The organism is Domibacillus indicus, from assembly GCF_023715895.1.
GTDB classification, from domain to species: domain Bacteria; phylum Bacillota; class Bacilli; order Bacillales; family Domibacillaceae; genus Domibacillus; species Domibacillus indicus_A.
This window is the reverse complement of sequence record NZ_JAMBOO010000019.1, coordinates 1-23,713: the sequence shown is the minus strand read 5'-3', so window position 1 is coordinate 23,713 and position 23,713 is coordinate 1. Positions and strand designations below refer to the sequence as shown.

Here is a 23,713-nt window from a genome sequence, read left to right as displayed (position 1 = left end):
GTTCTTACCCAAAAAGAATAGAAAAAGGTAGATATGATCTCGTTTTGATTAGCTGCCACCGGATTGATGCAGAAGGAAAGGTTTAGTTGAAGCAATCCGGAAGTATGGAGGAATGTTTCAACTAAACAATCCCGGCCAACCACAGGAAAGAAGTGAAGAAAGTGAGCGAAAAACAGATAGTGAAGAGTATTCAGCCGCGTGATATTGAAACGCTGTACATGCTTTGTAAATACCTCGTGCTGAGCAACCCAGCAGCTGATGCGCCACTTTCAAATTTTTACCCCTCCAATGCTGAGTACCCCCTATTCCGGAACATATCATGCGCACACTTATTTAGCCAAACATTTAATAATAGATATGATGAAGTCCAACAACCGTACGAATAATAATTTAAGAATGTTGGAATACTGCGAACAAATCACTGCTCAGAGTAAAGAAAGATTTTGGCGAGGGGAGGGGGCTTTTTTCATGGAAAGAGCGAAAATAAGCGGTATTCAATTTTTTCTCTTACTCTTTATGTTCGAAATGGGGACTGCGGTAGTGGTAGGCCATATGATAGCAGCAAAAAAGGATGCCTGGCTATCCCTTCTATTAGGCATGGGCGGGGGACTGGTTTTATTTTTGGTTTCCTATGGGCTGTTCCGCTATTACCCTTCCTTACCGCTTACAGCATACGCTAGAAAAATATTTGGCCCATATATAGGGTGGATTGTTGGATTGCTGTATACGATCTTTTTTTTATATGTCTCTGCCAGAAATGTGCGTGAATTCAGTGAAGTATTGATTACGGCAACGATGCCGGAGATTCCTTTACTTGTTGTGGCCATGCTTTTTGTATTCACCATATGTTATGTGCTTTACCTTGGAATTGAAGTATTTGCAAGGACAGCTGAAATACTAGGAGTCTTTTTGATTTTTATCGGAATCATCGGAAATCTTTTTGTTTATGTAACCGGCACCGTAGATCCTAACAACTTGAAGCCTGTTTTAGAATATGGATGGAAGCCTATATTGGAAACGGCTTTTTATTCTCCGGCGTTTTTAATTTTTCCGTTCGGAGAAGCATTCGTTTTCGCCATGCTTTTTCCTTATTTGAATCGTGCAGATGCAGTAAAAAAAATTGGAGTAGCTTCATTAATTATCAGCGGCCTTATTTTGAGTTATAACGCCGCTTTAAACGTTGCGGTACTGGGTGTCAGTGAGGTACTAAGATCTCCTTTTCCTTTACTGGCTACAGTAGGAAAGATTAACTTTTTAGAATTTATCCAGCGTTTGGATGCACTCGTGGTCGTCACGTTATTAATTACCGTTTTCTTTAAAGCAGGCATTTACTTATACTGTTCGGTCATTGGAATGGTGGATTTGTTCCGCTTAAAAAATCATCAGCAAATGATTTTTCCGGCAGGCCTTATTCTCGCATTTCTTTCTGTGATGATGGCAGAGGATATGGCTGAACACACAGAAGAGGGTGCTACCGTATATATCTTGTATGCTGCAATCCCGCTCCTTATTATTTTGCCTGTCGTAATGCTGCTGATTGCTTTTATCCGCCACCGATTGAATAAATAACATGCCGTTTGCCCATTCTTTTGGCAATAGGAGCTGAAAAAAGCATTCTTTTTAATAATGGACTTACAGCAAAAAGAAGCTGATCTTCCCAAGTCAACTCCTTTTTGCTAAGAGTATTATTGTAAATTAGTTGATTTCCACTTTAGTTTCTCTCTCGCTGATATACTTCCTCAAGGATCTCCGCGGCAATATTCTGCATGCTTTTACTTTTTTCACAGCCCACCCTTAATATTCATGGGCAGGGAAACCAAGAGCATCTCTTCTTCGAATTCAATATTCAGTATTCTCCCGAAACCAATTCCAGACTGTTCAAATGGAATCTGTAGTGGATATTATTTTCATTTTATTTTTCACCCTTGAAGAGTCAAATTTTCATGATTTTCATTGTTTACAGCGGCTAGTTTAGCAGTACGGAGCCGCAGCCAAAAACAGTCACACTAATGCAGTGAAAAACTAAACAACAAATTCATTTCTGTAAATATCATGTAGTTTAGTGAGCACCAATTCTTCATGCCCTGAAAACTTTATTTTCGTTTCTTTGCCCTTGTTTATAAAAATCCCAGTTGCTTCGTCTCCAAAGTTAAAGGCAGCATTGTATAAGCGGGAAGCCCCTTTGCTGGTAGGCGCAAAAATCAAATTCCGGATGGGCTTCATAAAGATGGGCAGCCCTTTAGCTTTAGTCAATTTCGTTCTGCTCGGGCCAGGGCACACACTGCGAATCTTTATCCCTTCCGTCCATAGGTCTGAAGCAATTCTTTTTGTCCAAAGAGAGAGAGCCAGCTTGCTGTGTGCGTAAGGACCAATAATTTTTCTAAAACGAGTTCTCCCAGGCTTCATTAATGTATCTAAGTTCAATTTCTTTAAAACCAAAAAAGTATTTGAAGAAGTGTTGATCACCGTTTTCATCTTGCCCTTTAATAACAGCTCTTTAAGTTCCATCAATATAATATAAGGCACCAATGTATTCAACTCGAAATGCATCTCACGTTTTTGTTTGGAATATTGGTATTCATTGAAATAAACCCCTGCATTGTTGAAAAGTAAATCAATATGGGATTCATGGGCTTTGATGTGGCCAAGTGCGTTCCTAAGGCTGGAAAAGTCAGCTAAATCAGCTTTATATATTCTTAAATGCCGCGTTTTAAGTGCTTGTAGGATAAGTGGATCATGGCTTGGAAAGTCAGATCGAATCAAGGCAGCTACTTCCCAGCCTTTTGATAATATTTTTTTTGTCAGTTCCAACCCAACTCCAGAGTTAGCCCCTGTTATCAGTGCCACTTTATTATCTTCAATCATCTAATGTCTCCTTTCAGTGTTATAGTTCATAAATTCCTGATATGACTTGGTATAAAAATACTTAACATAGGGAGTTCAACTTTTTTCTCGCGGATACACTTTTTCGGGAATCCCAAAAATTATATCCTGGATACTTTTCCGGTCTGTTCGCCTTTTTTCGCAGCCAGTCATTCATATCGGCTGAGAGGGAAACCGAAGCAGTTCTTTGAAGTATGGTCGGTTCCCGGTACCATAAAGTACCATTCCCTTAAACCTTTATGTATAAGCCGCGTTTCTAGCACGGGAGAAGAAAAGCACTGGTACACAGCTTCTTCGGCTTTTTATTGTGGTATTGCCAGAGCGCCGGGCTTCCCAAATTTTCTTTTGGTTTATGAAGTATTTATTCACTGAGGTATTAAGATCTCTGACTATACAACTCCAGAAATTTGTGCCGAGTTGAAAAAAACTAACCTTGCTTTGTAAGATGATGGATGGTTACCTTGAAAAAGGTGATTTTTTTGAACTGTATAGTTTGTTGGGTGGGAAGAAACTGACAGGCGAGAAGGTGAGTTTACTCTTCAAATCAACAGTTTTGACGTTGGCCAAATTGAAATACCTGAAAAAACGTTAGTGAAATTTGAAAAATAAGGTTTAATTGTTCAAGTAACGGAGTGCGTAGTCAAAGAAGAATGTTCAGAGCGATTTCTATAGGAAGAGCTGCCGCTTGAATCATTTATAAGACAATGGATTGCTCCAATGGTGATTGTCTCTTTTTGAGTAACCTATTTAATTGGATAGTGTATTTAGGCTAAACGAAAAGAAAAAATGCAAGGGTAGAAAAAAGAATAGCCATCAATGGCTATTCTTTTTATTTGATTCTGCTGAGTTTTATTGTTGATTGTTCCTATACAAATAGTGCCGTTTGTATTTAATGGATATCGTTCTTTTTGAAATTGCCGCCTTTTACTTCTGCCACGTCATACACAGTAACAAAAGCTCCTGGGTCAATTTCATTAATGATTTCCTTTAGTTTGGTTTCCTCTAAGCGGTTAATGACACATGTGATTTCTTTGAATTTTTCATGGGAAAAACCGCCGTACGCTTCTTTATACGTGGCACTGCGGCCTAAGCGGTCACGTATGGTTTCTACCATTATTTCAGATTCAGTGGTGATAATTTGGAAGGTTTTAGAGCCGCTTAAACCTTCTTCCACAATATGTATGACTTTAGAAGCAATAAAGTAAGCAATGGCCGAAAGAATAGCTCCTTGCAGGCCGAATACAGTGGAAACGATAATAAATACAAAGATGTTTAAGAAAAGGATAAGATCACTGGTCCCAAACGGTAATTTTCGAGAAAGCAGTACGGCAAGCATATCAATTCCATCCAATGCGCCGCCATTACGCAAGGCCAACCCCATCCCGAAACCAAGGATAATACCACCAACGACTGTCACTAACAATGTATCGCCTTCAATAATAGCGGGTGTATGGTGCATGAGAATTGTGCCAATCGCGAGTGAAGCGATGCCGATAACCGAAAAAATGGCAAAGCTTTTTCCAATTTGTTTATATCCTAACCAGATAAAAGGAAGGTTCAAAACCGCAATAAGTATGCCTAAGGGCAAGCCAAATAATTGTGAGCCGACGATACTAAGGCCTGTCACACCTCCATCTGACACGTTGTTTGGGATCAATACGGTTTCTAGTCCGTATGCAGCGATAAATCCCCCGAGGATGACTAATAATCCTCGCATTATCATTTTAAGTTTACTGGGCTTATGCTTTTTGATTTTACTCATATAATTCCTCTCTTCAAATATTTTTTCCTATTAAAGCTTACCATAAATAGCGAATATCATTAGTGATTAAGCATTATAAATGCGATGTTTATACAATGAAATACAGAAGAAGGGAAGGTTATGTCCTTCTTTTTATGTTTAATACGAAAGAACACAAAATAAACGGCTCTGTTAAATGAGAATTAAACAGAGCCGTTTATTTAAAAGAAAAGCTATACGGTTAATTGACAGTATTTTCGTTTGGGCGAGAGCAAAACGAACAGCAGCTCTCCTTGAGATTCAATGCTGAGCGTGTCCTATTCTGGAACATGTCACCCGCGCGCCGAGTATTTGATGAAGCCCGCTAATTCAGCCGACGCATCATTTAATCAGGCATCAAACGGCCCATCGGTTTTTAGCATTGAAGGAATAGGGCACCTTTAAATCAAGCTTTAACCATTATAAATCCGTTCCGGACAGGTATAGATGTTTAAAGATTGGCTGCGGATAAAACCTACCGTTGTGATGTGCAGCTCCTCTGCAAGGTTTAGGGCTAATTCTGTTGGAGCGGATTTAGTGAGTACCACTTCACAGCCGATTTTAGCTGCCTTTAATAATATTTCTGATGAAAGGCGGCCGCTGAAAACAAGAATTTTATCAAGCATCGTAATTCGGTTTTTTAAACAATATCCATAAATTTTATCAAGCGCATTATGACGCCCTATGTCCATTCTGCTTAAAACAATTCCATTACGGTCGCAGAGAGCTGCATTATGGACGCCGCCCGTCTGCTGGAACGTTTGCGCAGAACTTTGCATTTCGTTCATTAAGCGGAAACAATCTTCCACTGAGATTTTGACATTCCTATTCTTCATCTTCTTTGCGGTGAATTTATCATTTACAAAAACAAACCCCTGTCTGCTTGCGCCGCAGCAGGAGGTAATATAGCGCTTATTATGAAACTGCTGATAGTAAGAATTGATTCTGGCCGTTTTTACATGGGCGTATCCTTCTTCTTCCTGCAGCCATATCTCTTGAATATCCTCGTACTTGCGGATAACCCCTTCAGAAGCTAGATAGCCAATCACCATATCTTCTATATGCTCTGGCGTACAGACCATTGTAACAAATTCTTCATTATTAATTTTTACAGTTACGGGGTATTCAGTGACAATACGATCCTCTTTATACTCGGCCTCTCCGCTGCTGAATCGGAGAATCTTCCGATTTGTTTCAGTTAGAGCCACGGTCATTCCATCCCTTTATGTATAATGTGCTCGAAACACTCCAGCATTCTGCTGGATTTATAGCTCTTATATAGAGAGGGGAAGGGGGAGCATGCCCTTCCCCCTATATGAATTATTCTTTTATGCCTTTTCCTAAACCTTTTAAAAAGTGAAGGCCGAAGTTCATCGCCCGGTTCACATCCGGGTCTTTCAATGCCTTCATTAAATCAAACAGGCGGACTTTTTGATCGTTGTTTTCTTTTGCTTCTTCCAGCCCGCTGGCGACACCGGCTAATAACTTTTTCGTTTGTTCCGGATCAATGGCGGTTAAAATGCCGGCCGCAGCCATTACATTGTTGATGAGGGAGGTGACTTCTTTCCGGCTTACCTGGCCTAATGCCACCTCTGCAATATTTTCTTTCGCTTTCAGCATAGACTCTGCTGCTTCAAGAATGCCGCTGTCATGCAGTTCGCGGACAACAGCCATTGTTTTCTGAAGTGCTTCTTCGTTTTCTGTTAAACTGTCTGTCAGCTTGTGGAGGGACTGCTGCTTTTTTTCTTCTTCACTCCACTCGCGCTTTTTAAGTGTGCGGATTGGACTTGCCATTCTTTTACCTCCTACTCATTAGTCAACCAGTGAAACATACCCTGGCCGTTTCCACTTGCGTTCAACTTCCACTCCATTTTGAGGATGGCGTTCTTTGGTTCTTGGACTTGTTTTTGGCAGTGGGTTTTCCCCATTAACGCTCAGTACTTCCATCCGCACCTTTGTTTGTTTATAAGCCGGTGTATGGGTAATCACGTCAAAACCATTCCCGGTCAGAAGGTTGACCGCATTTTCATGACTGGTCGAGTGCATCGGCACATAAACTTCTTTCCCGTAAACACGATCTGACACTAATACATTCAGCTTAATCGAACCGTAAGGAGATAAAAGGCGGACGAGTGAGCCGCTTTCTACACCGCGCTCTTTTGCGAGTTCCGGTGAAACTTCGACGAAAACGGTTGGCAGCTTTTTGTTCATGCCGTTTGATTTGTTGGTCATATTTCCTTCATGGAACTGTTCCAGCAGCCGGCCATTATTCATTGTTAAATCAAATTCTGCCGGATATTCTACTGGCGGTACATAATCAAACAGGGCGAAACGCGCTTTTTTGTCCGGGAAATTAAAGCCGTCTAAGAAGAGAACCGGCGTATCTGTTCCGTCCGGAGAACCCCAGCTAAAGCTGTTCCACCCTTCCAATACATCATAATTACACTCGCTGAAAAACGGTGTTAAGCCCGCCATTTCCGCAAAAATTTCACTCGGGTGAGAATAGTTCCATTCATAGCCAAACCGCTTCGCTATCTGCATAAAAATCCACCAGTCCGGCTTACTGTCTCCAAGCGGCTCAAGCGATTGGTACAGACGCTGCACGCGGCGTTCTGTATTTGTAAAGGTTCCGTCTTTTTCTAAGGACGGCGCGCCTGGCAAAATCACATCCGCAAATTGAGCGGTTGTCGTGAAGAAAATCTCCTGCACAACGAGAAAATCTAATTTCGCCAGCATATCCTGCGTATGGTTGGAGTCCGCATCTACCCATGCCATATCTTCGCCTGCAATATACATGCCTTTTAAATCGCCTTTATCAATTGCGGCAAGCATTTCAATGTTATCAAGGCCTGGTTTTGGGGAAATGGCAACACCGTATGCATTTTCAAATTTAGCGCGGATCTCATCGTTTGTTACAGACTGGTATCCAGGGAAGATGTTTGGCATCGTACCCATATCCGCTGCGCCCTGAACATTATTATGGCCGCGAAGCGGATACGCACCTGCGCCCGGACGCGCCATATTGCCGGTAACAAGAAGCAGGTTTGCAATAGCAGCAGATGTGTAAGAGCCAGCTACATTTTGCGTGACACCCATTCCCCAGCAAATAGCCGTTCCGTCTGCATCACGGATCATTTCTGCGATTTGAATCAATGTTTCTTTCGAGATATTTGTTTCTTTTTCGGCAAATTCAAGCGTAAAGCGCTCCAGCCCTTTAACGTACTCACCAAAGAAGTTTACTTTTTCGTTAACAAACGCCTGGTCGTGCCAGCCCTGGTCGATCATATATTTCGCCACAGCGGCAAGCCATACATAATCCGTTCCTTGTTTTGGACGGACAAACAGGTCTGCGCGGTCCGCCATTTCGTGTCTGCGCAGGTCGACCGTAATTAACTTTTGCCCATGCAGTTTATGTGCGCGTTTAATGCGTGTCGCCAGCACCGGGTGGCCTTCAGCAGGCGCACAGCCGACTAAAATAACAAGGCCTGCAGACGCAATATCCTTAATGGTGCCGGAGTCACCGCCAATGCCTCCCGTTTGCTGCAATCCCCAGGAAGCAGGAGACTGGCAATAGCGTGAGCAGTTATCGACGTTATTTGTTTCAAATACTTGGCGGGCCATTTTTTGCATCAAGTAATTTTCTTCATTGGTCATTTTAGAAGAAGAGATAAAGCCGAGGGCATCGCTGCCGTACTGCTCTTTAATGCCTCCAAGCTTGCTTGCAACCAGATCCAATGCTTCTTCCCATGTGGCTTCTACAAACTCGTCGCCTTGGCGGATTAAAGGAGTGGTAATCCGTTCTTCGCTGTTTACAAAATCCCAGCCGAATTTGCCTTTTACACAAGTTGAAATGGCATTAACAGGTGCTTTGGACGTTGGCTGTACTTTAAGAATTTTCCGGCCTTTTGTCCATACTTCAAAGGAGCAGCCGACACCGCAAAATGTGCATACGGTTTTTGTTTTTTTCGTTCTTGTTTCACGCATTGCCGCTTCAATTTCAGAAACAGCAAAAATGCCGCTGTATCCAGGCTCCACATCTTTGACAAGATCAATCATCGGATTTAATAAATTAGGTTCCATTTTTGTCATAAATCCAGCTTCACCGAGCATTGATTTTTCCATTAGCGCATTACAAGGGCAGACCGTAACGCATTGGCCGCAGCCTACACAGGAAGAATCATTAATAGTCGTACCCTTCTTATCCCATAGCACGCGTGGACGTTCTGCTTCCCAGTCGATTGAGAGAGTTTCATTGACTTGGAGGTTTTGACATACTTCCACGCACTGGCCGCAGGCAATACACTGGTTTGGGTCATAGCGGTAAAAGGGGTGAGTCATGTCTACTTCTGTTGGATCTGCTTTTGGTGTAAAGGGATACTTTTGATGCTCAATGCCCATCATTTCGACCGTATTGTGCAGTGTGCAGTTTCCATTATTGTTATCACACACTGTACAGTACAGCATATGGTTTTCAAGCAGCCGGTCCATTCCTTCTGTCTGGGCAGCCTTCGCCCGGTCAGACGAAAGCGAGATAGTCATCCCTTGAGATACAGGTGTGGCACAAGAACGTACCAATTTCCCGTCCGCTTCGACAATACATGTATCACAGGTTTGGATAGGATCCACTTCCGGCACGTAACACACTTGTGGAAGGGCAAGGCCGACCTGGTTAACGGCTTCTAAAATACTTGTACCAGGCTGTACGCGGTACTCTTGATGATCCAAATAAATTTTTATGTATTCCTGATTCATTGCAGTGCTCTCCTTTTTATCAGGGAATAAAAAAATCCAGCACAGCAAACACCTCTAAGGTGTTTATTGTGCTGGATTAACCAATTAGCATATGCCTACTAATGTGCCATTCCACCATAAAATTATGTAATAGAGCCTTAACAAAAAATTATTAAGAATTCCATTTATATCTTGATTATTTCAAAAATAATTATACGCCTCTTGCTTGAAAAGACAAGATGGAAAGGAAATTATTTTTCGTTTTTTTTGTTTTTCACCGTATAATAGTTAGTAGAAGGGATGAGGGATTATGAAAAAAGAAGCCGCTTTCAATGAGATTATTCGAAAAGTAAGAAAAGATTTATTCGGAAAAGGACCAGAAAAAATTTACACTTATTTCGTTGAAAATATGGCTGTCACCAAAATGCATGGGAATTTGACCGTATCGGAAAAATTCATTTCGAAGACAGCAGAAGGGCAGCAAATGATTCATAATGCACGAACGGTTATGATACAAGAATTATACAAAGAAAATATGCCTGAAGGTTTAGAAGAGCTGGTTGGATCTAAATTACTGCATTTATTTAATGATATTAAAATAGAAGAGGACCTGGCAATTTCGGTTTTTATTTTCGAAAAGCCGGTTAGATAATCAAGTATCGATGTTTATTTTTCTAATACTTTACTACAAAGAAGAATTTAACCAGTGATGGACAACGATCAACTGGCCTCATGATTTTACATAATAAGCTTATGAGCATCTAGGGCATAAAAAGAGAGCAGTCAAAAGATTAGCACTCTCTAGTTTCTGTGGATAACTTCCTGTGTTAAACTTAAATGCACTATTATTCCAGAAACTTTAGGGGGAACAATCATTGCATCAGAAACTCATTTACCTTTTTATCAGCCTTAATGCACTCTTTATAATTGGCTGCTCCAATAAAGTACCAAAAGAATTTGATTTGGACCAGCTCACCAGAGTAGATATACGGGAAACAATCACGCAATCAGAGACTGACTTTGCCACTATTACGGAAGAGAAAGATCTAGATATCATAAGAGAAACATTTAAGGAAGTTCAATGGGAGCCAGGTACAATGGCAGATATTCGACCGGATAGAAAGGTAGAAGCTACTTTTTTCTATACCTATGAAAAAAACATGCCTGAACGGTTATTTGAGTACCAAGTCTATTTAAAAGATGGACGCATCTCTTTTCAAAGCGAGAAGCAGGAAGAAGGCTATGGAACGCTAAGCAAAGAACAGAGTGAAAAATTAAAAAAACTGCTTTTTAAAAATGAAGGTACACAGGCACCAGAAAGCTATGTGGCAGAAGGATATATCGTGAAAAAAACCGGGGATGAAATACGGGTAATTACTGAAATAAGGAAAGAAGAAATAATGGGGAATCAGGAACAAATAGATTCTCTTATAAAAGAAAAATATGAGAGTAAAGGCTATGTATTTAACTTAAATAAAATCGATGAGCAAACAAAATCATCCTTAAACGCCGGGCAAAAGGTTATTGTTGAATACGATGAAGCCAACTTGTCTGCACCTTTAAATGCAAATGCATTAAAAGTAAGAACCGTACAAGAGTAACAAAAAAAGAGTGCTAAGAGTTAAATATATAAGGACAATTAGTTACCGGTAGACAAAGTCTGTATCATAGATTACCAAGTAATCATTGATACAGACTTTTTTTGAAAAGTTCTTCCTAAACTAATGCACCCGTTACTTTAAGAACCCGCCTTTACTAAAGCTATATCAGTGTTTTGGTCATGATAAAATCAATTTGTTCTTCATCACCCATATAAAAAGAGTGGGCTCCAGTTTGAACAAAGCCCATTTTCTTATAGAAGGCAATAGCATTTTCATTTTTTTCCCATACGCCCAGCCAGACTTTCTTTTTATTATGTTCCATCGCAATTTCCATAGCTTTGTTTAGCAGATATTTACCAAGCCCATGTTTTTGAAATTTGTTCTTTATATAAATCCTCTCGATTTCAAGTGATTCATCACCCATTTCTTCAGACTGAGCATCATCCGTATTGACCTTTAAGTATCCAGCGACTTCATTATTAAAATAAACAAAAAAGAATTGAGAAGAGATATTAGATAATTCTTTTTCTAATTGTTTTAAGTTAAATGCCCTTTCCAAATAAGCATTCATATTTTCGGGTGAATTTTGATGCTTAAATGTCTCATTAAATGTTTCATAACTAATTTCTTGAAGTTTGCGTGAATCTTCAAGGGTACACTTTTTTATATTTATAGTCATTTCAATATGTCGCTCCTTTATATAATCAATAATTTCTCTTGTTTACTTTTTCTGCTGGAAAGAGTTTTTAATTTTTTCTGTTATGTTCATCTTCTTTCTTTTCAATAAAGCTATTAATTTCAAGTTTTTTAATAACACGAGCCGCTGTTGTTCGGTCTACTTTTCTCATCTCAGCTAACTTTTCTTGAATGATTGCTGGGTTTTCACATATTCGCACAAGGTACAAATACTGCCCTTTTGTAAGGCCGTATTCTTTAAATTCTATATTACTTATAGAATTTAATGCACTTGCGATCATTCCAATTTCACGAAGAATTTCCTTCATAATGAACTCCGTAGTATGCATTTTTATTGCAAATGCAATAAAAACAACCACATATCAAATTTAACCTAACTTTGTTGCATTTGCAATAAAAAATGATAAAGAGGTCGAGTAAAGTGAGATATGTTTTTTTATGTATGATGAATTTTACTATTAACCCTCGGTATTTCTTTCGCTATACAATCAGACCTTAGGACTTACCTTTGGTGTTAAGAAGCAGAAGATCCTTAACCAACAGACACTTGGGACGCATGGTTACTCCTGCTGTTGTCCATAATACGGAAGAGGCCTGAAAAACAGCAGGATAAACAGTTCGTTTTTCTACAGCAGTGAATGACTTTCATCGTTCGACTGCTCGTATTTTTCGTACAAGGCAAAAACAATAAGATGGAGACTTAACATGACAAGTATTTTAGTGGGTATCGTCGGAATCATTCTTACGTTTGGTACAGCTTACTTGTTATCAAATGATAAGAAGAATATCAATTATCGTGCAATCGGAATTTTATTCGTACTTCAGTTGGCCGTTGCAGCATTTATGCTTAATACAAACATCGGCGGACAGATCCTCAAAGCCATTGCGGCAGGTTTTGCAAAAATAATGATGTTTGGTAATGAAGGGATTAACTTTGTCCTTGGTGGGCTAGTTCCTGAAGGTCAGACTGTATTCTTTATCAATGTACTGCTGCTGATCGTTTTCACATCTACATTGCTGTCGATCTTAAACTACATCCGCATTTTGCCTTTGACCATTAAGTACCTGGGTGGGGCGATTGCAAAACTAACAGGCCTTCCACGCATTCAGTCGTTCTCTGTCGTCACATCTTCAATCTTTGGAGATACCGGCGCCATTGTGGCGATTAAAAACCAGCTTCCTGGTTTTAATTTAAACCAGTTATTTGTTGCTACGACAGCCTCGATGACTTCTGTGTCAGCTTCCATTGTCGCTGCTTATATGACAATGATTCCAGCAGAGTACGTGTTAGTCGCACTGCCGCTTAACATTATGAGCGGTTTGATTTTAGCAACCATCGTTGCACCAGTGAAAGAAGAGAATATAGATGTGAATATTAGTGAAATGGTCAGAGAGCAGTCTCTGTTCGAGGCAATTGGAAATGGCGCAGTGGATGGTATTAAAGTAGCCGGGATTGTTGCCGCTATGCTGATCGCTTATGTATCATTGCTTGCAATGATTAACTATGGCATTGAAGGGGTCACAGGCATGAAGCTTGAAACCATCCTTGGTTATGTATTATCACCGGTTGCCATCGTAATGGGAATTCCAATTGCGGAATCTGTTCAAGCAGGAGCAGTTATGGCAACAAAAATATTGGCAAACGAATTCGTTGCCATGCTGGGCTTTGCTCCGTTACTTGATACCTTAACTGCCAAAACAGTCGGTATCGTATCTGTATTCCTGATCAGTTTTGCAAACTTCGCTTCAATTGGAATCATCCAGGGAACCGTGCAAAGCTTTAGCCAGGAGCAAGGGGCAAAAGTAGCTGGTTTTGGCTTAAAAATGCTTTTGGTGGCAACGATGGCTTCTGTTCTTTCTGCAACAATTGTCGGTCTGTTTCTTTAAGAAAAAGAAAGGCAAAGGCTGCAGGAGCTTGAAATCCGTGCTGTATACAGCATCAGCGTCGTGGCCATTGTAAGTGGCCGCGATTTTATCGTATCCAAAATTATTCATAAAGAAGATCTATTAGTGGTAATGGGGGACAGGGAAAGTCGAGCCTGACCAGGTTTTCAAGTATAGGATGACCGTTATCCGGTTTTTTAAATGGATTAAAATAAAGTTAAGCTGTTTATAAAAAAGAAAAACTGAACTCTCTGTTGTACAATATAGGGAATTCAGTTTTTCTTTTTGCCCTTATCACTAACCTGTTTGAGGAAAAAGCATTTTGAGCCAAGCGAGAGCCAGGGCAAAGAAGTTAAACGATCTGTTCATACATACTGAACACACGGAGGAAGAGTGTAAAAAGTGCAGCTAAGAATAATAAGATAAAGATATTGAGAGTTAGAAAGAATAAATAACCAGAGGTCAGGAGAATCTTATGATTAGAATACTTTCTGTGGACAAAGAAAAGCAGCTACTCATTAACCCAGCATTGGATACTCTCGTTGAAATGGATTGGTATTGGGTAGACTTTAACATGCCGACTAAAGAGGAAATTCTCTTACTTAGCAGTCATTTTCAGTTTCATCCACTTGCGATTGAAGACTGCGTACATTTTCTTCAGCGTCCCAAGCTGGAGTACTATGAAAACCTTAGCTTTCTTGTTATTCATGCATTAAATAAAAAAACACTAGAAGCACATGAGGTAGACCTGTTTATGGGAGAGAACTTCATCGTCTCTTTTCATTTTCAAGACCTGAAAGAAATGAATGCTGTATGGGAAATGTTTGAGAAGGTTACAGATGTTAATCGTTTTAGACCTGTTGAAATAAGCTACAAAATTATGGATAAAATTGTAGACAGTTTTTTTCCGATGGTTCAGGAATTGGAGGATTATCTACTCTCCGTTGAAAATTATTACGGATCAAAAAAAGCGACGGATACGCTCATTAACAAAGTATTTGGAGTTCGAAAGGATTTGTTGAAACTAAGGCGAACCATCATGCCAATGAGAGAGTTAATATACAGGATACTAGAATCAAAAAGGTTTATTATTCAGGAACAAAAGCGGGCTTATTTTCAGGATATATACGATCATCTCCTCAAGCTGAGTGAAATGATTGAATCAAACCGGGAACTGACCTCGGATATAAGAGATAATTACATATCGTTAAACTCTTTTCGAATGAACAATATTATGAAAACCTTAACCGTGATTACGACGATTTTTATGCCTTTAACCTTTATTGCCGGGATTTATGGAATGAATTTTGAAAATATGCCCGAATTAAAATGGCGTTTTGGGTACTATATAATCTTAGGCGTGATGTTCTTTATTGGGTTGGGAATGTTTATTTGGTTTAAGTCTAAAGGCTGGTTTGACAGCGATTGAACTACCGCCCACCTACCTGACGGTTGAAGTGGGGGATTCCTGGGCAAGAGGATCTTCGACCCCCAGTAATCAGGCTAACCCCGTATTCCAACGGTTTTATGACCAAGTTTAAATAGACAGAAGTGAAAGAAGCCGAAGGGCTTCTTTTTCAATATTTAGGCTTGCATTCAAGTCCCGGTCGTGACATACGCCGCAGGATGGACACTCCCACACCCGGACAGCGAGATTTTTTACATCCTTATGCTGGTGGCCACACCCCGAACAAAGCTGGCTTGATGGGAAGAACGGATCGACTTTTATGATCGTCCGTCCGTACCACTTCGCTTTGTAGGCGAGCATTTCGTTGAACCTCGACCATGACGCATCGTGAATCCCCTTGCTTCGCTTTTTACTTTGGACGAGATTCTTCACTGACAAACTTTCCACCGCGATCACTTGGTTTTCATGAACGAGCCTGGTCGTCAGCTTGTGAAGAAAATCTTCTCTTGTGTGTTTGATTTTTTCGTGCAGTTTAGCAATCTGGACTTTATTTTTTCCTCACGATTTCGAACCTTCTTTTTTACGTGCAAACGCACGCTGAAGAAAGGCTAACCGCTTTTCGTATTTCTGGTAGTATTTCGGGTTGGCGATGAATTGGCCGTTTGAGAGTACAGCAAATTCTTTCAGCCCGACATCGATGCCAACGGCATCGTCAGTGCTTGGCTTATAGGGGGAATATGGCATTTCACAGATAACCGAAATCGAATACCGGCCGGTGCTGCTTCGGCGCACGGTGACACGCTTAATGTCACCTTCAATGTTTCGGGACTTTGAAAAACGAATCCAGCCGAGTTTCGGCAGCTGAATGCGATTGTCCACGATTTTAATATTGTTATTTGTCATTTTGGTTGTGTAGCTTTGGACCGGGTTTTTCTTGCTTTTGAATGTCGGATGGCCCTTAAAGTCATACGCCGTTGGCGTATAGCCTTCTGCACATTTTTTAGCGGCTCGTTTTTTTAATTCTTTTTTCGGCTGTTCCTTATATTTTTTGAATCCTTCGTACTGATATTCGATGCTTGCCTGAAGAGCAATACTGTCAGAACTAGACAACCATTTAAATGTTTCTTTTAGCCCAGGGAGGAGCTTTTTAGCAGCTGTTTCTGTATACCGTTTTTTTGTTTTTTCAAAACTCTTGATGTTTTCATTTAATATATAATTGTAGACAAACCGGCAGCAGCCGATCGTTTGATTAATCAGTTGTTTTTGCTTGTCACTTGGATGGATTTTAAACCGAAAGGCTTTAAAATGAAGGTTCTTTTTTTCATCTTTTTTGGTTTTTATCATTTTCCTCATCCCCTGAACGTTTGTTCTGTACCTAATTATACCATTTTAGCAATAGAGCGTTCAAGGAAAAAGAATGACTGAAAGAGCAACGATTCATCCCCCTCTTAGCAAGCTTGAAGTGGGGGTGTTCTCGCCGAAGATGATAAAAAAGTTTGGATTTTGATTGCAAAATCATTTGACGCAAAGTGGCTGGTTGCATATAGTATTAATAGTTCAATACGTCTTCTGTTAGGTGAGGCTCCTGTATAGAGATACGCTGCTGCCCAAAAATGTCGAAAGACGCCAATGGGTCAACAGGAAAGATCGGATTAAGGTTTTTCTTAACGCAGCTGGTTCATGCCTATGCTATACAGTGCTAAAACTCAACAAGGGGGGACATGTAAAACGTAAATAGACTTTTTACGGCCCCTTTCTGTTGGAAAGGGGCCTTTTATTTGTCTTGGAGGTGAGGAAGAAATGGGCACTGACGACCCGCATTCGATAAGCCATTTTAAGAACAGCATCAAAGTGAGGCATCCAAGGTGTTTCTATTCCTCATATACCATCCAGGAGGAATCCAGCAGCTTTTAAATGCCTCGGATAAATTAAACGAGGTGAATGATCAATGATTAAAACATATCTTTATCGAAATGATAAACAAGAAATGGTCTCCAATATCAACTTATCGGATGTTCATAGGCATTTAAGCCATGCCGATAGTTTATTATGGATTGATATCTATGATGTGCAAAGCCGTGAATTGTATGAAATAGCCAAGATTTTTGATTTTCATCCTTTGGCCATTGAGGACTGCCTTCATGACAGCCCGCGGGCAAAGATGGATAACTATGAGGATTATCAGTTTTTCGTTCTCCATGCCCTGCGGTATAACGAGGAAAGTGATAATGAAATTACAACTCTTGAGCTTAACGTTTTCGTTGGCCCGAATTATGTGGTAACCATTCATAAGCACAAGTTAAGATGGCTTGGACAAATGGATGCAATCTGTTCTAGAAGTACGAAGTATATGGATAAAGGGGCGGACTTTCTTTTATACGCTTTAATTGATGGGATTACAGATGAATATTTCCCTATTCTAGACCGAATTAGTATTCGTATCGATGAGTTAGAAAACGAGATTTATGATGAATCCATCAGGGGTGTCACGGAAGAGTTTTTAGCCCTAAAACGTACAATTATATTGATCCGGCGGGTAATCTTACCGCAGCGCAGGATCTTTTTAACGGTTAATGGTAAATGGAAGTTCGATATTAGAGAAGAAAATGTTCCATTTTACACGGATTTGCTTGATCATCTGGAGCGGATTGTCGATGCGACTGAAACATTCAGGGATCTGGTTAACAGCGCATTGGATACGTATTATTCCATCATCAATGCAAAGTCATCCGAAAAATTAAATGTTCTTACATTAATTTCAACCATTATGCTGCCTTTAACCTTTGTGACAGGTTTTTTTGGGATGAATGTGCCTCTGCCTTATCAGGATTCTCCCTTCGCTACTGTTATTATTCTTTTGGCGCTTATCCTTTTAACGTTTGGAATGTGGAGATATTTTAAAAAGAAGCAGCTTTTGTAACGAATCAAGACATGTAGGAAGAAAAAGGCTCATGATTACTTCGTGCGTAATCATGAGCCTTTTTCGTTTCTAAGTATTCATAACTGTCGTCTGAATGGAAATAACTTATTTTGCATTAGGGAATGATTATGAGGCCATCCTTACAACACCTTAAGAAAACGGCAAGCGGGGCGTAGAAGATCCTATACCCCGCTTAAACCGTTTTTTGTATGTTCTTTTTGTCTATAAATTGTGAAAAGCTAATTTATAACCGTTTTGCTCCGATGTATCTTTTTTTCCAATAGCTGTTGCTCAAGGTGGTAATGGACACACCCTTCGAAGAAGAAGCGTGAATAAACTCATTATTGCCTAGATAAATTCCCATGTGAGAGGGACCTTTTTTATAGGTTTGGAAGTATACTAAATCACCTTTTTGAAGATTAGATTTAGACACAGCTTTTCCTTTTTTATATATTTCAGCAGTTGTTCTAGGTAACGTTTTGCCTGCTTTCTTAAATGCGTATCCAACGAAGCCAGAGCAGTCAAAACCTTTTGTTGTTGTTCCACCCCATTTGTATGGCGTGCCGATTACTTTTTTACCCTCGCTAATTGCTTTTTGTTTATAATTTGAAGCGGCTTCTACCGCGTGTGGTTGAGAAACGAATGATGTTGTCATGCTGCCAAACAAAAGTGTGATTGCTGTCATAGAACCGACAATTACTTTCTTCAAAATGAAACCTCCGTATATTAACTAGATAACTAAATATTTAACTAGATAACTAAGTTTGTATTTAATAGTTATATTTTACTTGGAAATGATGAAAAGAAAATCACAGCCATATTAATTTGATATTACAGAAAAGTTACAATTGATTATTTGATATAAAATGGGGGAAAATAATAATTTAAAACGAAGATAAATAGCTATAAGCTACAAGATGGCTGGATTAAGAAGTAAGAGACGGCGTGTACGTTGCTCCAGTAAAATTATTGAGAAGCCAGGGCTTGATGATAAAAAAGCTAATTGAATAAAGGAAAAAGGGAACAGTAGATAGCATAGAAAAGGTGAAACCAAACCCAAGAGCGGGTCCAGTTTTTTATTTCAGGCCATAGTTTATCGCTATCTCTAAGTTCCCAATCACAAAATAAGTTTTTAAAATTTTGAGATACCACTACTCAAGCTATTCTTACAAATGAGGAATACATTAAGAAAACGAGTGAGAGTTCGAGCAAAGAAAAATTAATGAAAACATCAAAAAATAAGTAAACAAGAAGCAAGAACGGCCTCTAGACTGTTCTTGTTTTTTTATTTATGTATAAGGCCATTTTTTAAAAAAACGATTAGTTATTTACTACAGGGTTGATATTGCGCGCCTGTATCTAGAGGGATTTGGACCAGTCTGAGGTTTTATAAAGATATCAGCAGATTGCACGAAATTAATAATCTAAAACAAAACTTGGCTATCTTCTTTATTTTCACAAATATTTTAAAGTTGAACAGAATATACTTGGAATACTTCATTTTCAAGTACTTTTCTATAGAGAAGCGGCCATCTTCGTGAAAAGGATATCTAAATAAAAGGGGGAGATAACCGATGAAAGAAAGACAAGATGCCTGGTCAGAGGAAAATGATTGGCTGCTTGCTGAAACAGTATTACGATATGTACGTGAGGGAAGTACCCAGTTGAAAGCGTTTGAAGAAGCAGGAGACAGGTTGAACAGAACGGCCGCAGCCTGCGGGTTCCGATGGAATGCAGTCGTTAGACAACAGTATGTAAGGGAAATGGGCACAGCTAAAAAACAAAGAAAAGATTATTTCCACATGCTCGCTAGAAGAGAGAAAAATATTGAAGTGGCAGATCATACAGTTGAGACACCAGCAGGGGATTCCACAAATCTTGGTATTTCTTTAGCTCAGGTGATCTCTTTTCTAACTAATTTAGAGAGTAAAGCGGCCTCCGCAGCAGAAGCTGAACAGCTTCGAAAAGAGCTGGTAATCATAAAAGAAGAAAAAGCTGAATTGGAGAAAAAATTAGAACAAACTCAGCAGGAAAACATTACGATACAGGAGGACTATGAAACCTTAATGCGGATCATGAATCGTGCCAGACAAACGGTGCTATTAGCTGATAATGACCCGTCTCCTGCTTTTAAAATGGAGAAGAACGGTAATCTGGAAAAGATCGCGGAATAATTATCCATTTAGGTTTAAAGCGCCGGGCATATGTCCAGGCGGTTTAAATTTTAACAAAACACAAAGTTATCTGCGCCGCATTATAGAGTTTTTTGCATCTTTTTTGAACAAAAAATAGCGCTGCGTGAACTCGTTTATGACTTTTTGATAAAAAACCACCACGGCTTTAAAAAAACGAGGTGGTTTTTGCTGTTTGTTTTAACATGAGTTGTTTTTTTAGGATGATTTGAAGTAGAGGTATCTATCTGACTTCAACCCAGCCATTTTTAATAGCTTTGATAACAGCTTGTGTGCGGTCATTGACGTCCATTTTTCGAAGAATGCTATAAACGTGGCCTTTGACCGTTTTTTCGCTGATATAAAGCGTTTCTGCAAGACTCCGGTTACTTTTTCCGTCTGCTAACAACTGCAACACTTCACTTTCACGGCGTGAGAGCAAATGCAGCGGCAGACGGACTGGTGGCTGTTGAAACTCTTTTTTACGAGCTGCCGCACTTGATAAACGGCGATAGGCAGTAATTAGCTTGTGTGTCACACGTGGATGCAAGTATGATTCGCCTTTTGCAACAGCTTTTACTGCTTCTATCAGTTTTTTTGTATCCATTTCTTTCAATAAATAGCCAAAAGCGCCTGATTGAAGCGCGTGTATAACATAAGTTTCATCATCATGGATCGACAAAATAATAACCTTTATATTCGGGTATTTACTGATTAAGTTACGAGTTGCTTCAACACCATTTGTTTTTGGCATATTGATATCCATGATCACAACATCTGGCTTATAATGATCTGCTAATTCAATTGCTTCAACACCGTCTTTTCCTTCAGCAAGTACTTCGAAGGTTTCTTCACAATTAAGAATGCGCTTTATCCCTTCTCGAAATAGTTGTTGATCGTCAATAAGAACGATTTTAGTCTTTGATTCATTAGATATAGACCGCACGTTAAATCCCTTCCTTTATTAAATAATGATCCAAACAAGGAAGGAGTCCCTATTTGGCAGCCCGGCTGTCATGATTCAAAAGAATGGTAGACCCGTGGCTTTGCGTCCTTACCTTTCGGCAAGTTTGCCTTTATCATTTTTCATTATAATGGAAAAAAGATAAAAAATAAAAGTGTCGAATTTTGTCGGGAGGTTTTTGGAGCTCACAAATGGAACTGTTATGGGGAAAGCCAAAGGAGTCAGATGGAGTTTAAGGCATATAAAATAGCATTATACTCATTCCTAAGCTATTTTTATTAATGAGGAATGTATAAAAAAGAAAGAGGGTTTTTAGCAAAGAAAAGCACTAAGTGGAGGGTAAGATAATAAAAGAAGCATGATCATCAAGATGCTGCCGATTTCTGCACATTCGCTTTTCTTATGACTATACTTACTTTTAAGTTGAGCCTCCGGGCGATAGGCACTACATTCAGCTGTTCAGGAGAGGTAATCGAAATTTTGCAGTAGAGCGCTGCCATTGATTAAGAGGCAGTTTTACAGAGGTCTCTTCAAAATCTTTTAATTAATCTTCGGCAGGTTCATTAACTATAGAAATTGTTCGCTTAAAAAGGTTGGTCTTTTGTTTCGTGTTGTATTTGTTAGCAAGTATTGAATAAAAGAGTTAGCAGCCTTGAGATTTTCAGAGAGATTAGGCCATTTTCGATGTTGAAGGTGAGCCAACTTCCCGGGATTTCCTGCTCCGAAGAAAGCTTCTAGAGCAGAGGAGCGGGCAAGAAGCAGCGGTAATAGAATATAAAGAGGGGGAGTGAAGGCGGAAGCGCTGACCTTAAGTTTAAAAGAACAGCAGTGAACATTCGCAAGGTGAAAGAATAGAATTTTGAGGAGCATGAATAGATGAAAAAAGTAACTATTTCAACCAAGAATAGTTATTTCAAAAGTTTCTAGATAGGTGCAAAAAGGTATCTGGGTAAATGTATTATATGTTGCAACGATAGAGGAAGTGAAATGTAGTTTTGAATAATGAAGTTGCGCGTATTATTCACGTCTCACTTTTTCAGTTAAGACAAATATAATAGAATCCAAAATTTTGCATGTATTATAGGGAAATCTATGAATTTACCGCCTTTTTACCCCCTAATGTAGTTTGTATTTTTGCTTATTAAAAAGGGGGAAACAGCCTTGGAGATCGGAGAGTGGAAAAAAGCCGAAATCGGGGATCTTACAGTCATCGGTTATGTCAGCAGGACTGGTTGTTACCACAGTCAGATTGAGCTAGCGATAGTAGGAAGAATCATAAAAGACGAATTGATATGGGGAACGCCAACGAAGTTACTATTTGAGGAGCATCGTCTAAAACCCATTGGCACACTACTGGATGATATTCAGGATAAAACAGCGCTCATTGATCTAGCCCTTATGACGAAAGACAAAGAATGGTTTGAGGAATTGACGGGAGGATTAAAAAGTGGCGTATCGTGGAGCAGTCATTGAGCAGGATGACACTCTTTGTTTTTCAAAAAACAAATGATTTATATCTGACAAGATCAAACAAGGAGCAATACGAGCGTTACTTGAAGCAAGGTTTAGCCGGTGAGAACATTATTCATCGCTATCTGCATTTGCCAACAGGATGGCTGCAAGAGGCGAAACCCGGACTTATGCTGATCAAATGAAATGATCTTTTCATATCCCTCTTCCTTTCATTGGATCACAAATAATTGCATTACAAGCAGGACCTGGTCACAGAAAAAAGAGCCAGGTGTGAGGAACCTGGCTGAAGGAATGGTTGCTTTCATGGGAATTGGGTTTGGAATTAACAGCAACTGTTATGGGCTATTCAATAAAAATTTATACAAAAAGCCAAGGAGCTTTTCAAGCTCCCAGGCTATAAGGAGCATCAAGAGCGCTAATTAGAGGGGATCTCCTTAACGCCTTGATACTGGTTATTTCCAGCATTTCAAGAAAAATGTGCAAAAAACAGCCAGAGGAGGCTCCAGCTGCACAGTGTTATGGGTTATCGGATGAGAAAATGGGGGGTCTTCTCATACCATTTATTATGGGCAAGTTTAAAAATTTTCATACAGACAAAATAAAAAAGCCGAGATAAACTCGGCAAAAAGAGAGAATGGGCAAGTTCAGATGAGTGGTTAATGAACATGTACCCATTTTCAGAAGTAGTAAACAAAAAAGCCCCGGGGTCTTTAAATAGTATTCGCATTTCTATTTTAACAGACTGGGGGCTTCTCGACTATAAAAGATATTGTAATTGATCCTTCCACAATGAAGCTGGAATTGGATTTAATGGAAATATCGAAAACTCACCAATTCGATCTTTACACAGAAGTTTATATCATCCTGATTAGTTATGTTCATTACAATCCGCAAACTAGAAACTCGTATAGATCAGCTAAAGATAGTAAAGTATCCAATTAAATATGTATGAATATAAAGAAGCTTTAGACATCCGTATCAGGAATTATATTTTCAACTTCACTTAAGCGTTTTAAGGAATATGGCTGTTTATTTTCGGTTAAAAGAATTCATACATGGCGATTTCTGCAAAGTGTGGATTGTCAACACTAAATCAGACAGCCTTTTTAAGGGACGATTGCTTGTATTCAATTGGGCTTACATAGCCTAGTGTTCCGTGAATTCGTAGCTTGTTAAACCAGTTGACATAGTCACTAAATTCG

The 23,713-nt window shown here is 39.5% G+C and carries 18 protein-coding genes, 2 pseudogenes and 2 riboswitches; of the genes and pseudogenes, 9 read left to right on the top strand and 11 right to left on the bottom strand.

Annotated elements, in window-relative coordinates:
- The first annotated feature begins 468 nt into the window (after nucleotides 1–468).
- Nucleotides 469–1,569: a GerAB/ArcD/ProY family transporter gene (locus M3221_RS19245; protein WP_251273324.1), complete on the top strand. Its 1,101-nt coding sequence runs from the start codon at nucleotides 469–471 to the stop codon at nucleotides 1,567–1,569.
- Nucleotides 1,570–2,022: 453 nt separating this feature from the next.
- Here M3221_RS19245 and M3221_RS19240 read toward each other — a convergent pair whose 3' ends face one another.
- From M3221_RS19240 to fdhF, 5 genes are all read right to left on the bottom strand, one after another.
- The gene (locus M3221_RS19240) at nucleotides 2,023–2,865 is read right to left on the bottom strand and encodes an SDR family NAD(P)-dependent oxidoreductase (protein ID WP_251273323.1); all 843 of its coding nucleotides are present in this window, start codon (nucleotides 2,863–2,865) and stop codon (nucleotides 2,023–2,025) included.
- A gap of 907 nt (nucleotides 2,866–3,772) precedes the next feature.
- A complete protein-coding gene (locus M3221_RS19235) occupies nucleotides 3,773–4,645 on the bottom strand; it encodes a YitT family protein (protein ID WP_251273322.1) in 873 nt (290 codons plus the stop codon).
- Nucleotides 4,646–5,076: 431 nt separating this feature from the next.
- On the bottom strand, nucleotides 5,077–5,844 hold the full coding sequence (gene fdhD / locus M3221_RS19230) for a formate dehydrogenase accessory sulfurtransferase FdhD (protein WP_396395079.1): 768 nt from the start codon (nucleotides 5,842–5,844) through the stop codon (nucleotides 5,077–5,079).
- A gap of 139 nt (nucleotides 5,845–5,983) precedes the next feature.
- Nucleotides 5,984–6,457: a helical membrane plugin domain-containing protein gene (locus tag M3221_RS19225; protein WP_251273320.1), complete on the bottom strand. Its 474-nt coding sequence runs from the start codon at nucleotides 6,455–6,457 to the stop codon at nucleotides 5,984–5,986.
- Between the two features lie 18 nt (nucleotides 6,458–6,475).
- Complete coding sequence (gene fdhF / locus M3221_RS19220) at nucleotides 6,476–9,415, bottom strand: formate dehydrogenase subunit alpha (protein WP_251273319.1); 2,940 nt, start codon at nucleotides 9,413–9,415, stop codon at nucleotides 6,476–6,478.
- Nucleotides 9,416–9,701: 286 nt separating this feature from the next.
- On the opposite strand from fdhF, the gene M3221_RS19215 reads away from it, so the two are divergent.
- Nucleotides 9,702–10,046 (top strand): Na-translocating system protein MpsC family protein, encoded by a 345-nt coding sequence (locus M3221_RS19215; protein WP_315691336.1) that lies wholly within the window; start codon nucleotides 9,702–9,704, stop codon nucleotides 10,044–10,046.
- A gap of 223 nt (nucleotides 10,047–10,269) precedes the next feature.
- Nucleotides 10,270–10,995: a DUF3221 domain-containing protein gene (locus M3221_RS19210; protein ID WP_251273317.1), complete on the top strand. Its 726-nt coding sequence runs from the start codon at nucleotides 10,270–10,272 to the stop codon at nucleotides 10,993–10,995.
- Between the two features lie 160 nt (nucleotides 10,996–11,155).
- Here the strand turns inward: M3221_RS19210 and paiA are convergent, their stop codons facing one another.
- On the bottom strand, nucleotides 11,156–11,674 hold the full coding sequence (paiA, locus tag M3221_RS19205; protein ID WP_251273316.1) for a spermidine/spermine N(1)-acetyltransferase: 519 nt from the start codon (nucleotides 11,672–11,674) through the stop codon (nucleotides 11,156–11,158).
- Between the two features lie 70 nt (nucleotides 11,675–11,744).
- Nucleotides 11,745–11,999, bottom strand: a pseudogene (locus tag M3221_RS19200) (MarR family winged helix-turn-helix transcriptional regulator); the annotation flags it as partial.
- 397 nt (nucleotides 12,000–12,396) lie between these two features.
- Between M3221_RS19200 and M3221_RS19195 the strand changes: the two are divergent.
- Nucleotides 12,397–13,578: a NupC/NupG family nucleoside CNT transporter gene (locus M3221_RS19195; protein ID WP_251273315.1), complete on the top strand. Its 1,182-nt coding sequence runs from the start codon at nucleotides 12,397–12,399 to the stop codon at nucleotides 13,576–13,578.
- A gap of 472 nt (nucleotides 13,579–14,050) precedes the next feature.
- Nucleotides 14,051–15,004 carry a magnesium/cobalt transporter CorA gene (gene corA / locus M3221_RS19190; RefSeq protein ID WP_251273314.1) on the top strand — a complete coding sequence of 318 codons (954 nt, stop codon included), beginning with the start codon at nucleotides 14,051–14,053 and terminating at the stop codon, nucleotides 15,002–15,004.
- Between the two features lie 108 nt (nucleotides 15,005–15,112).
- Here the strand turns inward: corA (M3221_RS19190) and tnpB are convergent.
- Nucleotides 15,113–16,327: pseudogene (gene tnpB, locus M3221_RS19185) on the bottom strand (IS200/IS605 family element RNA-guided endonuclease TnpB).
- A gap of 217 nt (nucleotides 16,328–16,544) precedes the next feature.
- A riboswitch (M-box (ykoK) riboswitch) is annotated at nucleotides 16,545–16,707 on the top strand.
- A 224-nt stretch (nucleotides 16,708–16,931) separates the two neighbouring features.
- Here tnpB and corA (M3221_RS19180) point away from each other — a divergent pair.
- Nucleotides 16,932–17,903 carry a magnesium/cobalt transporter CorA gene (gene corA / locus M3221_RS19180; protein ID WP_251273313.1) on the top strand — a complete coding sequence of 324 codons (972 nt, stop codon included), beginning with the start codon at nucleotides 16,932–16,934 and terminating at the stop codon, nucleotides 17,901–17,903.
- A gap of 244 nt (nucleotides 17,904–18,147) precedes the next feature.
- On the opposite strand, the gene M3221_RS19175 is transcribed toward corA (M3221_RS19180), so the two are convergent.
- Nucleotides 18,148–18,612, bottom strand: coding sequence for a C40 family peptidase (locus tag M3221_RS19175; protein WP_251273312.1), 465 nt, complete (start codon nucleotides 18,610–18,612; stop codon nucleotides 18,148–18,150).
- Nucleotides 18,613–19,477: 865 nt separating this feature from the next.
- Between M3221_RS19175 and M3221_RS19170 the strand changes: the two genes are divergently transcribed.
- Nucleotides 19,478–20,077 (top strand): RsfA family transcriptional regulator, encoded by a 600-nt coding sequence (locus M3221_RS19170; RefSeq protein WP_251273311.1) that lies wholly within the window; start codon nucleotides 19,478–19,480, stop codon nucleotides 20,075–20,077.
- Nucleotides 20,078–20,318: 241 nt separating this feature from the next.
- Here M3221_RS19170 and M3221_RS19165 read toward each other — a convergent pair whose 3' ends face one another.
- Nucleotides 20,319–21,020, bottom strand: coding sequence for a response regulator transcription factor (locus M3221_RS19165; protein WP_311316153.1), 702 nt, complete (start codon nucleotides 21,018–21,020; stop codon nucleotides 20,319–20,321).
- A gap of 52 nt (nucleotides 21,021–21,072) precedes the next feature.
- A riboswitch (cyclic di-GMP riboswitch) is annotated at nucleotides 21,073–21,159 on the bottom strand.
- Between the two features lie 1,040 nt (nucleotides 21,160–22,199).
- Here M3221_RS19165 and M3221_RS19160 point away from each other — a divergent pair.
- Together M3221_RS19160 and M3221_RS19155 are read left to right on the top strand one after the other, a co-directional pair.
- Nucleotides 22,200–22,511: an IDEAL domain-containing protein gene (locus tag M3221_RS19160; protein WP_251273310.1), complete on the top strand. Its 312-nt coding sequence runs from the start codon at nucleotides 22,200–22,202 to the stop codon at nucleotides 22,509–22,511.
- Nucleotides 22,496–22,693 carry a hypothetical protein gene (locus M3221_RS19155; RefSeq protein ID WP_251273309.1) on the top strand — a complete coding sequence of 66 codons (198 nt, stop codon included), beginning with the start codon at nucleotides 22,496–22,498 and terminating at the stop codon, nucleotides 22,691–22,693. The genes M3221_RS19160 and M3221_RS19155 overlap by 16 nt, the downstream gene beginning before the upstream one ends.
- Before the next feature lie 911 nt (nucleotides 22,694–23,604).
- On the opposite strand, the gene M3221_RS26900 is transcribed toward M3221_RS19155, so the two are convergent.
- The coding region (locus M3221_RS26900; RefSeq protein ID WP_396120282.1) for an IS3 family transposase at nucleotides 23,605–23,713 on the bottom strand (109 nt) is incomplete at its 5' end.

What these genes read in the sequence shown, in the direction of transcription:
- M3221_RS19245 (WP_251273324.1), top strand. Translation starts at nt 469, where the DNA reads ATGGAAAGAGCGAAAATAAGCGGTATTCAATTTTTTCTCTTACTCTTT.
- M3221_RS19240 (WP_251273323.1), bottom strand. Translation starts at nt 2,865, where the DNA reads ATGATTGAAGATAATAAAGTGGCACTGATAACAGGGGCTAACTCTGGA.
- M3221_RS19235 (WP_251273322.1), bottom strand. Translation starts at nt 4,645, where the DNA reads ATGAGTAAAATCAAAAAGCATAAGCCCAGTAAACTTAAAATGATAATG.
- M3221_RS19225 (WP_251273320.1), bottom strand. Translation starts at nt 6,457, where the DNA reads ATGGCAAGTCCAATCCGCACACTTAAAAAGCGCGAGTGGAGTGAAGAA.
- fdhF (WP_251273319.1), bottom strand. Translation starts at nt 9,415, where the DNA reads ATGAATCAGGAATACATAAAAATTTATTTGGATCATCAAGAGTACCGC.
- paiA (WP_251273316.1), bottom strand. Translation starts at nt 11,674, where the DNA reads ATGACTATAAATATAAAAAAGTGTACCCTTGAAGATTCACGCAAACTT.
- M3221_RS19195 (WP_251273315.1), top strand. Translation starts at nt 12,397, where the DNA reads ATGACAAGTATTTTAGTGGGTATCGTCGGAATCATTCTTACGTTTGGT.
- corA (WP_251273314.1), top strand. Translation starts at nt 14,051, where the DNA reads ATGATTAGAATACTTTCTGTGGACAAAGAAAAGCAGCTACTCATTAAC.
- corA (WP_251273313.1), top strand. Translation starts at nt 16,932, where the DNA reads ATGATTAAAACATATCTTTATCGAAATGATAAACAAGAAATGGTCTCC.
- M3221_RS19170 (WP_251273311.1), top strand. Translation starts at nt 19,478, where the DNA reads ATGAAAGAAAGACAAGATGCCTGGTCAGAGGAAAATGATTGGCTGCTT.